At 76.5% G+C, this 12,303-nt stretch carries 12 protein-coding genes; all 12 read left to right on the forward strand.

Annotation, left to right across the window (positions count from 1 at the left end; genetic code table 11):
* Positions 1 to 162 precede the first annotated feature (162 nt).
* Positions 163 to 582 (forward strand): phosphoribosyl-AMP cyclohydrolase, encoded by a 420-nt coding sequence (gene hisI, locus KBZ10_RS16075; protein ID WP_210988327.1) that lies wholly within the window; start codon positions 163 to 165, stop codon positions 580 to 582.
* A gap of 333 nt (positions 583 to 915) precedes the next feature.
* Entirely contained in the window at positions 916 to 2,427 is a 1,512-nt protein-coding gene (locus KBZ10_RS16080; RefSeq protein ID WP_282107840.1) for an anthranilate synthase component I, read from the forward strand.
* Positions 2,428 to 2,874: 447 nt separating this feature from the next.
* Positions 2,875 to 3,612, forward strand: coding sequence for a TIGR02234 family membrane protein (locus KBZ10_RS16085; RefSeq protein WP_210988328.1), 738 nt, complete (start codon positions 2,875 to 2,877; stop codon positions 3,610 to 3,612).
* 253 nt (positions 3,613 to 3,865) lie between these two features.
* The gene (locus KBZ10_RS16090) at positions 3,866 to 4,093 is read left to right on the forward strand and encodes an HGxxPAAW family protein (RefSeq protein ID WP_210988329.1); all 228 of its coding nucleotides are present in this window, start codon (positions 3,866 to 3,868) and stop codon (positions 4,091 to 4,093) included.
* A gap of 83 nt (positions 4,094 to 4,176) precedes the next feature.
* Complete coding sequence (locus KBZ10_RS30585) at positions 4,177 to 5,247, forward strand: DUF2752 domain-containing protein (RefSeq protein WP_210988330.1); 1,071 nt, start codon at positions 4,177 to 4,179, stop codon at positions 5,245 to 5,247.
* A gap of 180 nt (positions 5,248 to 5,427) precedes the next feature.
* Complete coding sequence (gene trpC, locus KBZ10_RS16100) at positions 5,428 to 6,237, forward strand: indole-3-glycerol phosphate synthase TrpC (RefSeq protein WP_210988331.1); 810 nt, start codon at positions 5,428 to 5,430, stop codon at positions 6,235 to 6,237.
* Positions 6,238 to 6,247: 10 nt separating this feature from the next.
* Positions 6,248 to 6,430, forward strand: coding sequence for a tryptophan biosynthesis modulator TrpM (gene trpM, locus KBZ10_RS29495; RefSeq protein WP_247702450.1), 183 nt, complete (start codon positions 6,248 to 6,250; stop codon positions 6,428 to 6,430).
* An 805-nt stretch (positions 6,431 to 7,235) separates the two neighbouring features.
* Positions 7,236 to 8,483 (forward strand): tryptophan synthase subunit beta, encoded by a 1,248-nt coding sequence (trpB, locus tag KBZ10_RS16105; protein WP_210988332.1) that lies wholly within the window; start codon positions 7,236 to 7,238, stop codon positions 8,481 to 8,483.
* Entirely contained in the window at positions 8,483 to 9,298 is an 816-nt protein-coding gene (trpA, locus tag KBZ10_RS16110) for a tryptophan synthase subunit alpha (protein ID WP_210988333.1), read from the forward strand. Before trpB ends, trpA begins: the two co-directional genes overlap by 1 nt.
* A gap of 240 nt (positions 9,299 to 9,538) precedes the next feature.
* Positions 9,539 to 9,922: a hypothetical protein gene (locus KBZ10_RS16115; protein WP_210988334.1), complete on the forward strand. Its 384-nt coding sequence runs from the start codon at positions 9,539 to 9,541 to the stop codon at positions 9,920 to 9,922.
* 186 nt (positions 9,923 to 10,108) lie between these two features.
* Positions 10,109 to 11,179: a prolipoprotein diacylglyceryl transferase gene (gene lgt / locus KBZ10_RS16120; RefSeq protein WP_210988335.1), complete on the forward strand. Its 1,071-nt coding sequence runs from the start codon at positions 10,109 to 10,111 to the stop codon at positions 11,177 to 11,179.
* A 279-nt stretch (positions 11,180 to 11,458) separates the two neighbouring features.
* On the forward strand, positions 11,459 to 12,229 hold the full coding sequence (locus KBZ10_RS16125; protein WP_210988336.1) for a VIT1/CCC1 transporter family protein: 771 nt from the start codon (positions 11,459 to 11,461) through the stop codon (positions 12,227 to 12,229).
* The last annotated feature ends 74 nt before the right edge of the window (positions 12,230 to 12,303 follow it).

Genomic DNA, 12,303 nt, shown 5'->3' on the forward strand with positions numbered 1-12,303 from the left:
CGGGGGCAGTGGGGGAGAACCCCGAGGGAGGTCGGGGGCGGTCTCGGGGGGTGGACCGGGCCGCGCCCCGGGACGGTCCGGCCGCGTGTCCTGTGCCGCCGCGCCGCCCCGGCCGTGCGGTGGATTTCCCGAGGTACCCGCCGCGGCGGCACAATGGCGCCCATGTCCAGCGACTCCCGTGACTCCGGCGGCCGCGCCGCCCCCGCCGGTCCGGCCGGCTCCTCCGGCCTCGACCCCGCCGTCGCCGCGCGGCTCAAGCGGAACGCCGACGGGCTCGTCCCGGCCATCGCGCAGCAGTACGACACCGGCGAGGTGCTGATGCTGGGATGGATGGACGACGAGGCCCTGCACCGCACCCTCACCACGGGCCGCTGCACCTACTGGAGCCGCAGCCGCGGCGAGTACTGGGTGAAGGGCGACACCTCGGGCCACGTCCAGCACGTCAAGTCGGTGGCGCTCGACTGCGACGGCGACACCGTGCTCGTCAAGGTCGACCAGGTGGGCGCCGCCTGCCACACCGGCGACCGCACCTGCTTCGACGCCCACGAACTGCCGCTCGGCCCGGCCGCCGCCTCCGCCTGAACCGCCGTTCCCTCCCGGTCACTTCCGGTTCGTCCCGGCCCGCCCCGGCCGGCTGTGCCCGGCGCCGGCCGGCGTCCCGTCCGCTCCGGTCCGCTTTCTCCCCATGTCGCCCGGGCGGGCGGTGCGGCCCGCGCGGCAGCGGGGGAGGGAGCACGCGCGGTGGGCCCCGCCGCCCGTCTCCGCGGCCGTCCGTTCCCGCACACCCGGCGCCCCGGCCCGGCGGGACCGGCCCCGCGAGCCGCACCGTGACGGGCGCCGCCGTGGGAACGGCCCTGCGGCCGCATGCTGGAACGGCCCCGGCCGGGCCCGCCCGGGCCACTAGGATCCGGGCCCATGAGCACCGGTGCCGCCACCACGATGGATCTCACGACCTTCCGCAAGCTGGCGGCCGACCGCCGCGTCATCCCCGTCAGCCGCAGGCTGCTCGCCGACGGGGACACCCCGGTCGGCCTGTACCGCAAGCTCGCGGCCGAACGCCCCGGCACGTTCCTCCTGGAATCGGCGGAGAACGGCCGCTCCTGGTCGCGGTACTCCTTCGTCGGCGTCCGCAGCGACGCCACCCTCACCGTCCGCGACGGCGAGACGCACTGGCTGGGCACACCACCCGTCGGCGTCCCCACCGGCGGAGATCCGCTGGAGGCGCTGCGCGCCACCGTCGAGGCCCTGCACACCCCCCGCGACCTCGGCGACCTCCTCGGCCTGCCACCGTTCACCGGCGGCATGGTGGGCTATCTCGGCTACGACATCGTCCGCCGCCTGGAGCGGATCGGCGACAGCACCCGTGACGACCTCGGCCTGCCCGAGCTCACCATGCTGCTCACCTCCGACCTCGCCGTGCTCGACCACTGGGACGGCACCGTCCTGCTCATCGCCAACGCGATCAACCACAACGACCTCGACACCGGCGTCGACGAGGCGTACGCGGACGCCGTCGCCCGCCTCGACGCGATGACCGCCGACCTGGCCCGGCCCCTCCCCGGCGGCGCCGCCGTCCTGCCGCCCTCCGAGCTGCCCGAGTTCACCCAGCGCTGGGGCGGCGCCGCGTACCAGGAGGCCGTGGAGGACATCAAGGAGCGCATCCGGGCGGGGGAGGCGTTCCAGGTCGTTCCGTCCCAGCGGTTCGAGACGCCCTGCCCGGCCTCCGCCCTGGACGTCTACCGCGTGCTGCGCGCCACCAACCCCAGCCCGTACATGTACCTCCTCCGGTTCGACGGCTTCGACGTCGTCGGCTCCAGCCCCGAGGCGCTGGTCAAGGTCGAGGACGGGCGCGCCCTGCTGCATCCCATCGCGGGCACCCGGCCGCGCGGCGCCACCCCGCAGCAGGACGCCGCGCTCGCCGAGGAACTGCTGGCCGACCCCAAGGAGCGCGCCGAGCACCTGATGCTCGTCGACCTCGGGCGCAACGACCTCGGCCGGGTCTGCGAGCCGGGCAGCGTCGAGGTCGTGGACTTCATGTCGGTGGAGCGCTACAGCCACGTCATGCACATCGTGTCCACCGTCACCGGCCGCCTCGCCGAGGGCCGGACCGCCTTCGACGTGCTCACCGCCTGCTTCCCGGCCGGCACCCTCTCGGGTGCCCCCAAGCCCCGCGCCCTGCAGATCATCGAGGAACTGGAGCCGACCCGGCGGGGCCTGTACGGGGGCTGCGTCGGCTATCTCGACTTCGCCGGCGACTCCGACACCGCCATCGCCATCCGCACGGCCCTGCTGCGCGACGGCACCGCCTACGTGCAGGCCGGGGCCGGGGTCGTGGCCGACTCCGACCCGGTCTCCGAGGACACGGAATGCCGCAACAAGGCGGCGGCGGTGCTGCGCGCGGTCCGGATGGCCTCCGGGCTGCGGTAGGGCCGGCCGGAGCGGCCGTTGCGGGCCCCGCCGGGGACCGCAACGCCGGCCTCCGTGCGGGCGGGGCCGCACCGGCCTCCGTGCGGGCGGGGCCGCACCGGCCCCGTGCGGGGCGGTCCGGTCCGGGCCGCGCGCGCCCGGACGGAACGCCCCCCCCCCGGATGCCGCGGACCGTCCTTCGCCGGGGGCGGTACTCGGGCACCCCGCACGCCGGCCGGCCCTCAGCCGGCGTGGGCAGCCGGCTGAGGCCGGGCTCCCCGGACCTGGCGCGGGCCGTCGGCGAGCTGCTCCTCCACGGCCCTCGCACCTGCTCCCGGAAGCCGCGTCCGGCCACGGGGCGAGTGCGGCCCGCGTACCGGGTTCCGCGCCGTGCCGGGTTCCGCGCCGTGCCGGGTTCCGCGCTGACCCGGGTTCGGGCGGCGGGACGGTACGGGTCATAGTGGAAACGTGAGTCCCGTACCCGAGCCGCGCAGCCACCCCGAACTCGAACACCCCGAACTCGAACACCCCGAACCCGGACCCGGCGAACCCGGACCCGGGCGTCCGGCGGCCGGCCCCGACCGGGCCGGGCCCGACCCGGCGCCCGGGCCCGCCGTCGGCACCGGCCGGCGCAGCCTCGCCGCCGCACTGGCCCTCGGTGCCGCGGGCGCGGCCCTCGCCCTGGTCGCCGGCGGGCAGACCTGGTCCGAAGCCACGACCACCGCCGCCCAGGGGGCGCTGCCCGTGGCCGCCGAGGGCCGGGACGTAACGGGGGCACCCGCCGCGCTGGCCATCGTCGGACTCGCCGCGCTGGTCGCCGTGTTCGCCGTACGCCGCGCCGGCCGCACCGCCGTGGCCGCGCTGCTGGCCCTCAGCGGGGCGGGCACGGCCGCCGGCTCCCTCCTCGGCCGGGGCGACACCGGAACCCTGGAGGCCGAGGCGGCCCGGGTCACCGGCCTGGTCGGCGCCGGTGTGGAGAACGTCACGCACACCGGCTGGCCGCTGGTCTCCACCGCGGCCGGGCTGCTCCTGCTGCTCGCGGGCCTCATCGCCCTGCGTCACGGGCGCCGCTGGCCCGCCATGTCCGGACGGTACGAGCGCCCGGCCGGTGCCGCGCGCCGCGGCGCCGCCGCACCCGACCCGGAGCGCCCCGACGAGATGTGGCGCGCCCTGGACCGGGGCGAGGACCCGACCCGCGACCGCTGACACCACCGCCCATGGCCGGGCCGGGGCATGCCTCTGAGGACGTCCGCGCCGTGTCCGGCCCGCCTCCCGGCCCGCCTCCGCGCCAGGTCCTGCCCACGCCCGGCCATCCCCCGGCCCCTTCCGGCGGGCCCGCCCCGTTCCGGCGCTCCCGGACGGCACCCCGGCGCGACGGCGTCACAGCCCGTCGGCAAGAATGGACACCGAGCGTTCACCGCGCCCGAGCCAGGCGCACACAGAGCAACGAGGAGAACTCATGGCGGGCACCGACCACGGACACACCCCGGCCGCCTGGACCGGCGTCATCATCGCCTTCATCGGTTTCTGCGTGGCCAGCGCCTTCACCGTGATGGCCAGCCCCGTGGGCTTCTGGGTGGGTATCGCCATCGTCTTCCTGGGCGGCATCGTCGGCTGGATGATGAAGAAGGCCGGCCTGGGCCAGGACGCCCCGCGCGAGGCGCAGAGGCGGCAGCCGCAGCACTGACCCGGCCGCTCGCGGACGGCGCCGGCGCCCCCGCGAGCCGGGACAGGACCGTGACGGCGCGGCCCCGTGGCCCGTACGGCCGTATGGACGGCGTACGAGGGCCCGGGGCTGCGCCTTTCCGCGTCCGCGGCGAGACTCGGGACCGTGAGCGACGAACCCGCGCACCTCGCACCACACCCGGCCCCGTCCGCGTACCCGGCTCCGTCCGCGTACCCGGTGCCGCGCCCGGCTCCGTCCGCGTACCCGGCCCCGCCCGCGCGGGGCGTCCTGGCCCAGGCCCAGGCCGGGGCCGCGGCCCCGTGTCCGGGTTCGTCCGCGGCTCTGCCCGGGCATCCGGCTTCCCCCGCGGCCTCGGCTGGGCGACGGGCTCGGTCCGTGCCCGCGGCTCCGGCCGCGTCTCCGGCTTCTGTGCTTCCGTGCCGGATTCCGCTGTCCCGTCCGGGCGTCCGGTGACGGGCCCCGCCCCGGCTCCGGGCCCGCCGGCGGGCACTGCCGTGCCCGGCCCGGCTGTGCCGCCCGGTGGCGGCCGTCACCCGGCCGGCCGTGCCGGGCGGTTTCCCTCGGCCCGCCTGAGGGCCCTGGCCGCGCCCGTGGGGGCGCTCGCCGCCGGTGCGGGAGCCCTCGGCTGGGTCGGGGCCGTGGATCCGGGCGTTCCGGGGCGCTACCCGGTGTGCCCGCTGTTCCACACGACCGGCCTGCTGTGCCCCGGCTGCGGTGGTCTCCGCAGTGTCCACGCCCTCGCGCACGGCGATCCGGCCGCCGCGTTCGGTACCAACGCGCTGGTCGTCCTGGCCGCGGCCGCGGCGGCCGTCGTCTGGGGGGCCTGGACGGTACGCGCCCTGCGGGCCGCCCCCGGGCTCGTGCGCGCCCCCGGGCCCGTGCGCGCCCCCGGGCCGACTCGGGCTGCCCGGAGCGCGCCGACGGGGTGTACCGCGCGGGGCGCGGACTCTGCGGGCTCCGCGGACCCCGCGGACCCGAGGGCTCCGGCGGCCCGGGAGCGCACCGGGCGCACCGGGCGCACCGGGCGCACCGGGCGTACCGGGCACACCGGGCGAGCGGTGCGGGGCCGGCTGCCGTGGTGGGTCGCCGGAGCGCTCGTCACGGCGTTCACGGTTGTCCGGAACCTGCCGTTCGGCGGGGGCCTGGCGCCGTGAGAACCGGAACCGATCGCACCGGTATGTCCACGTACCGGGACCCCGGGCGCCCGGATGTGAAGGGTGCGCACCCGGCCGGATACCATCGCAGAGTCTCGCGCAGTCGCGGGCGGGGCGGTGCCCGGCGGGCACCGGACGGCCGCGATCGCTCCACCACCGTCCCGGAAGGGGGCCGCTCCCGTGAGTGTGCTCGACGAGATCATCGAGGGAGTCCGTGCCGACCTCGCGGAGCGGCAGGCGCGCGTGAGTCTCGACGAGCTCAAGGAGCGGGCGGCCAGGACCCCTCCGGCCAAGGACGGCGCCGCGGCGCTCCGCGGTGACAGCGTCAAGGTGATCTGCGAGGTCAAGCGCTCCAGCCCGTCCAAGGGCGCGCTCGCCGCGATCGCCGACCCGGCCGGGCTCGCCGCCGACTACGAGGCGGGCGGCGCGGCCGTCATCAGCGTGCTGACCGAGGAACGGAAGTTCGGCGGCTCGCTCGCCGACTTGGAGGCCGTCCGCGCCCGGGTCGACATCCCCGTGCTGCGCAAGGACTTCATCGTCACCTCCTACCAGTTGTGGGAGGCCCGGGCCCACGGCGCCGACCTGGCTCTGCTCATCGTCGCGGCGCTGGACCAGGCGGCCCTGGTCTCGCTCGTGGAGCGCGCCGAGTCGATCGGCCTGACGCCGCTCGTGGAGGTGCACGACGAGGAGGAGGTCGAGCGGGCCGTCGTCGCCGGCGCCCGCGTCATCGGCGTCAACGCGCGGAACCTCAAGACGCTGGAAGTGGACCGGTCCAACTTCGGCCGGATCGCACCGGGCATCCCGGACCACATCGTCAAGATCGCGGAATCGGGTGTGCGCGGGCCGCACGACCTGATCGCTTACGCCAACGAGGGCGCGGACGCCGTGCTCGTCGGGGAGTCGCTGGTCACCGGCCGCGACCCGAAGACGGCGGTGTCCGACCTCGTGGCGGCCGGCGCGCACCCGGCCCTCCGGCACGGGCGCGGCTGAGGAGCCCGCGATGGCCATGGCCCGCTCCCCGTACGCACGGCTCGCCCGCGGCTGCCGGCCGCGGGGCTGCCGCGCGCCCGCGCGGCGGGTGCGGGGGCGGCGGGTGCGGTACCACATCGGCAGTGAGCCGGGGCAGATCAACGGCATGCGATGGCGTGCGGTGGCCACGCGTACGCCCGCCGGCGCGGCCTGACACCGCCCGGCGCGCCGCCCGCTGTCGAGCGGGCCGCCCCCCCGGCGTCGCCGCCGTCCGGGCCACTCCGGCCTCTCCCGTCCGTCGCCCGGCTTCCGGGCCCGGCACCTCGGGCCCGCGGTGCCGGGCTCTCGGCCCCGCCCCGCGGCCTGGGCCGGAGACCGCATCCGGACCCTGCCCGGAGCCCGGAGCCCCGGAGCCCCGGAGCCCCGGAGCCCCGGAGCCCCGGAGCCCCGGAGCCCGGAGCCCCGGAGAGGGGCCGGACCGGTTCGGACCGGTGCCCGCTCGGGAGTATCCGGACCCGCATACGGCTCCGGCCGTGGTAGCCGGACCGGTCCACAGCCCGGACAGCGGACCCGGAGCGGTTCGGGGCCGCAACCCGGCTCCCGCACCGTTCGGGGGCCGGGGACGGACTCGGCTCCGTTCTCCGTGCCCTGCCGGACCGGCTCGGTACCGGGCCCGGACTGCTCAGGTGGTCCGGACCGCCCCGGGCCGGGCCGGGGACGGCCGAGTGCCCGGGGGCCGGGAACGGCCCCGGGATCCGGAGCCCCGGACCCGTCCCGGTTCGTCCGGGCCCGGTCCGCTCGGGGTCCGGGGCCTCGGTGGCGGCGTGCAGGGCGTGCGGCGCCGGGTGCCCGGCCGCTCCCGTCCCGCCCCCGCCTGCGGTCCCGGCCCGGGCGGCGGCCCGGGCGCCGGTACCGCCCTCGGCCGGGCGTGCGCGTGCCCTCCCCGCGGACCGTTCACTTCCACCACTGTCACCACCCACCAGCCGGGGCCCCGCGCCCCGTAACGAGGAGCACCGCAGATGTCCTCCGACTTCTTCATTCCGGATCCCGAGGGTCTGGTCCCCAGCCCCGAGGGCTACTTCGGCGCGTTCGGCGGCAAGTTCATCCCCGAGGCGCTGGTCGCCGCGGTCGACGAGGTGGCCGCCGAGTACGCCAAGGCCAAGGCCGACCCGGCCTTCGCCGCCGAGCTGGACGAACTGCTCGTCAACTACACCGGCCGCCCCAGCGCCCTCACCGAGGTCCGGCGGTTCGCCGGGCACGCCGGCGGCGCCCGGGTCTTCCTCAAGCGGGAGGACCTCAACCACACCGGTTCCCACAAGATCAACAACGTGCTGGGGCAGGCGCTGCTGACCCGTCGCATGGGCAAGACCCGCGTCATCGCCGAGACCGGCGCCGGCCAGCACGGGGTGGCGACCGCCACCGCCTGCGCCCTCTTCGGCCTCGAATGCACCATCTACATGGGCGAGATCGACACCGAGCGGCAGGCGCTCAACGTGGCGCGGATGCGGATGCTCGGCGCCGAGGTCATCGCCGTCAAGTCCGGCAGCCGCACCCTGAAGGACGCCATCAACGAGGCGTTCCGCGACTGGGTCGCCAACGTCGACCGCACCCACTACCTCTTCGGCACCGTGGCCGGGCCCCACCCCTTCCCCGCCCTGGTCCGGGACTTCCACCGGGTGATCGGCGTCGAGGCGCGCCGGCAGATCCTGGAGCGCACGGGCCGGCTGCCGGACGCGGTCGCCGCCTGCGTGGGCGGCGGCTCCAACGCCATCGGCCTGTTCCACGCGTTCATCCCCGACACGTCCGTCCGGCTCGTCGGCTTCGAGCCCGGCGGGCACGGCGTGGAGACCGGCGAGCACGCGGCGACCCTCACCGAGGGCACCTCCGGCATCCTGCACGGCTCCCGCAGCTACGTCCTGCAGGACGAGGACGGCCAGATCACCGAGCCGTACTCGATCTCCGCCGGGCTCGACTACCCGGGCGTCGGCCCCGAGCACGCCTACCTCAAGGACACCGGCCGCGCCGAGTACCGCGCGGTGACCGACGACGAGGCGATGCGGGCGCTGCGCCTCCTGTCGGAGACCGAGGGCATCATCCCGGCCATCGAGAGCGCGCACGCCCTGGCCGGCGCCCTCCTCCTCGGCCGCGAACTCGGCCCGGACGGGCTGGTGCTGGTCAATCTCTCCGGCCGCGGCGACAAGGACATGGAGACCGCCGCGCGCTACTTCAAGCTGTACGACCCGAGCGACGAGATCGAGGCCGAGTGATGGCGGGCAACCTGGAACTCCTGGAATCCGTCCTGGCCAAGGCCAGGGGGGAGGGCCGGGCCGCGCTGGTCGGCTACCTGCCCGCCGGCTTCCCGACCGTGGACGGCGGGGTGCGCGCCGTCACGGCGATGCTCGAGGGCGGCTGCGACGTGGTCGAGGTCGGGCTGCCGCACAGCGACCCGGTGCTGGACGGTCCGGTCATCCAGACCGCCGACGACATCGCCCTGCGCGCCGGGCTGCGGATCACCGACGTGATCCGCACGGTGGCCGAGGTGCACGCGGCGACCGGCGCGCCGGTGCTCTGCATGACGTACTGGAACCCGGTCGACCGGTACGGCGTGGAGCGGTTCGCCGCCGATCTGGCCGGGGCCGGCGGAGCGGGCTGCATCCTGCCCGACCTGCCCGTCGAGGAGTCCGCGGTGTGGCGCGCGGCCGCCGAGCGGCACGGTCTGGCCACGGTCTTCGTGGTCGCGCCGAGCAGCCGGGACGAGCGGCTGGCGAAGATCACGGCGGCCGGCAGCGGCTTCGTGTACGCGGCCTCGCTGATGGGGGTCACCGGCACCCGGGAGTCGGTCGGCGAGCAGGCGCAGGACCTGGTGCGCCGCACCCGGGCCACCACGGAGCTGCCCGTCTGCGTCGGGCTCGGGGTCTCCAACCCGGGGCAGGCGGCGGAGGTCGCGGCCTTCGCCGACGGCGTGATCGTCGGCTCGGCCTTCGTCAAACGGCTGCTGGACGCCCCGGACCTGGAGACCGGGCTCACCGAAGTCCGCACCCTGGCAGGGGAGTTGGCGAAGGGCGTGAGCCGCGGGGCCTGACCGCGCGGCAGCGGGGGCATGGAGGCAGCGGGGGCATGGAGGCAGCGGGGGAGCGGTACCGCGGGGGAGCCCTCCAACGGGGAGGCGCGCAGGCGCCTCCCCGTTTCCCCGCCCGGCCACCCGCCGCTGTCGGCCCGCTGGTCTACCCTGGCAGCACCCCCCACACCCCGTCACCGGCCGGGCCGCCGCGTGCCCCGCCCGGCCGCCGTCGCGCTGCCGACCCCAGGAGATGTGAGGACCGTGACCGCAGAGCCGCCCGCCACCGGCCGGGCCGCGGACGACCCCGACCTGCCCCCGATACCCGACGAGGAGTGGGCGCGGTTCATCGAGGAGAGTGCCGGGCCGGGCCGGGCCCGCGCGCCCAGGGAGCCGTCGGCGCGAGCCCGTATGGTCACCGAACGGCTGCGCCGGCAGGACGAGGCGGCCGCCCAGCGGCAGGGCGCCCTCCGCCGGTGGCGCCGCGGGGGGAGTCCGGCGGAGCCCCCGCGGCCGGAGGGGTGGCGGACCGCGACGCCGCCCCGGCCGGCGGCGCGCGGGCAGCGGTGGTGGGGGGTGGCGGCCGGCGTGGTCTTCGTCGTCCTGCTGGTCGTGGTGGCGGCCGGCCCGGCCCGGGTCCTCCCCTGACGCCGTTCCCGGTCTTCCGGCACCGGGCCCGGCCGGCCCCCTCCCCGGGGCCGCCCCGTGACCGTCCGGCGACCGGAGTCCGCCGGGGGCGGGGGCGCGGGGCCGCACCGGGCGCGGCCCCGTTACGGAGCCGTTGCCGGGCTGGTTGCCCGGTACCCGGCCCGGCACGGTAGCGTCGGGACCGCCATGGACCTCGCATACATTCCCAGTCCGTCGACCGGCGTGATCGAACTCGGCCCGATCCCGCTGCGCGGCTACGCGTTCAGCATCCTCATCGGCGTCTTCGCCGCCGTCTGGATCGGAGGCCGGCGCTGGGTCGCCCGCGGCGGCCTGCCCGGCACGGTGGCCGACATCGCCGTCTGGGCCGTCCCATTCGGTCTGGTCGGCGGCCGTCTTTACCATATCTTCACCACGTACGAGCCGTACTTCGGTGAGCACGGCAACTGGGTCGACGCCTTCAAGATCTGGGAGGGCGGGCTCGGGATCTGGGGTGCCATCGCCCTCGGCGCCGTCGGGGCGTGGATCGGCGCCCGGCGCCGCGGCGTCCCGCTGCCGGCCTACGCGGACGCCGTTGCGCCGGGCATCGCCATCGCCCAGGCCATCGGCCGCTGGGGCAACTGGTTCAACCAGGAGCTGTACGGCAAGGCCACGGACCTGCCCTGGGCCCTGAAGATCGACAAGGGCCCCGAACCCGGCTACTACCACCCCACGTTCCTCTACGAATCGCTGTGGTGCATCGGCGTGGCGCTGCTGGTGATCTGGGCCGACCGCCGCTTCAGGCTGGGCCACGGGCGGGCCTTCGCGCTGTACGTCGCCGCGTACACCGTGGGCCGCGGCTGGATCGAGTACCTGCGGATCGACGAGGCGCACCACGTGCTCGGTCTGCGCTTCAACGTCTGGACCTCGATGGTCGTCTTCCTCGGGGCGGTGGCCTACATGATCGTCTCGTCCCGGCTGCGTCCCGGCCGGGAGGCCGTCGTGGAACCGGCGGCGGAGGAGGCCCGCGCGGCGGAGGCCGCCGCCGGCGGCGGCGGTGAGACGGACGGTGAGGCCGGCAAGGAGCCGGGGAAGGACGCCGAGCCCGGGAAAACCGCCGGGACCGAGAAGGACGGCGAGACCGCCGGGGCGGCCGGGGACGCGCAGCGCGACGACGAGCCCGCCGGAGCGGCCGCGTCCGGGGAACCGGCCGGCCCCGAGGGCCCGGGCGACGGCGACGACACCGCGGACTCCGGGGCGGACGCCGCCAAGAAGCTCTGAGGCGGAGATCACGCGATCGCGGACCTCCCGAGACCGGCGGCGGACCCTTCCGGGGGTCCGCCGCCGGTCTGTCCGCGCCCGTCGCGGAACCGCCGGCAGCGGCCCCGCCGCGGAGCCGTCCGCACCTTCCCCGGAAACCGTCCGCAGCCCCCGCCCTGAGAAACCGCAGGTCAGGCAGGTAAGTTCGGCCTTCCTTGCTGGCGCCGCCGACGGCATCGCGCGTACCGTCGAGTGCCGGGGGAGCCGCCGGGCTGTCCCGGGGAAGGGAGCACCACACCGATGGCCAGCAGCAGCGCCGCCGACAACCTCGCCGGGAACGTCACCGAGAGTCTCACCGAGGACGGGCCGCAGGACGCGCACCGGGACAACCACACCCACCGCGACGTCAACGGCGGCTGGCTGCGCCCCGCGGTCTTCGGCGCGATGGACGGACTGGTGTCGAACCTGGCGCTGATCACGGGCGTCGCCGGCAGCAACGTCTCCTCGCAGACCATCGTGATCACGGGGATGGCCGGCCTCGCCGCCGGCGCCTTCTCCATGGCCGCCGGCGAGTACACCTCGGTTGCCTCGCAGCGTGAGCTGGTGCTGGCCGAGCTGGAGGTCGAGCGCGAGGAGATACGGGCGAATCCGGCGGAGGAGGAGCGGGAGCTGGCGGCGCTGTACGTGTCGCGCGGTGTGGAGCCGGAGCTGGCCCGCCAGGTCGCCGAGCAGCTGTCCCGCGATCCCGAGCTGGCCCTGGAGATCCACGTCCGGGAGGAGCTCGGCGTGGACCCCGGCGACCTGCCCTCGCCGGCGGTCGCCGCCGTCTCGTCCTTCGGGGCCTTCGCCGTGGGCGCCGTCCTGCCGGTGCTGCCGTATCTGCTGGGGACGGAGCGGCTGTGGCCGGCGGTGCTGGTCGCCCTGGCCGGGCTGTTCCTGTGCGGCGGCCTGGTGGCGAGGGTCACGGCACGGTCCTGGTGGTACAGCGGGCTCCGGCAGCTCGTCCTGGGCGGCGCGGCCGCCGCTGTGACGTACGGCCTGGGCTCTCTCCTCGGAACAGCCGTAAGCTAGGAGGACCGGCCGCACCGGCCGGTGCCCCGCCCGGCCGGGAAACCAGTTGTTACTTGCGGGTTTCAACCGGCGTC

This window comes from Streptomyces sp. F63, from assembly GCF_018070345.1.
In the GTDB taxonomy this organism is placed as follows: domain Bacteria; phylum Actinomycetota; class Actinomycetes; order Streptomycetales; family Streptomycetaceae; genus Streptomyces.

Excerpts from the sequence above, each read along its gene's own strand:
- KBZ10_RS16125 (WP_210988336.1), top strand. The coding sequence starts at position 11,459 with ATGGCCAGCAGCAGCGCCGCCGACAACCTCGCCGGGAACGTCACCGAG.
- KBZ10_RS16080 (WP_282107840.1), top strand. The coding sequence starts at position 916 with ATGAGCACCGGTGCCGCCACCACGATGGATCTCACGACCTTCCGCAAG.
- KBZ10_RS16090 (WP_210988329.1), top strand. The coding sequence starts at position 3,866 with ATGGCGGGCACCGACCACGGACACACCCCGGCCGCCTGGACCGGCGTC.
- trpA (WP_210988333.1), top strand. The coding sequence starts at position 8,483 with ATGGCGGGCAACCTGGAACTCCTGGAATCCGTCCTGGCCAAGGCCAGG.
- KBZ10_RS30585 (WP_210988330.1), top strand. The coding sequence starts at position 4,177 with ATGGACGGCGTACGAGGGCCCGGGGCTGCGCCTTTCCGCGTCCGCGGC.
- trpM (WP_247702450.1), top strand. The coding sequence starts at position 6,248 with ATGGCCATGGCCCGCTCCCCGTACGCACGGCTCGCCCGCGGCTGCCGG.
- trpB (WP_210988332.1), top strand. The coding sequence starts at position 7,236 with ATGTCCTCCGACTTCTTCATTCCGGATCCCGAGGGTCTGGTCCCCAGC.
- hisI (WP_210988327.1), top strand. The coding sequence starts at position 163 with ATGTCCAGCGACTCCCGTGACTCCGGCGGCCGCGCCGCCCCCGCCGGT.
- lgt (WP_210988335.1), top strand. The coding sequence starts at position 10,109 with ATGGACCTCGCATACATTCCCAGTCCGTCGACCGGCGTGATCGAACTC.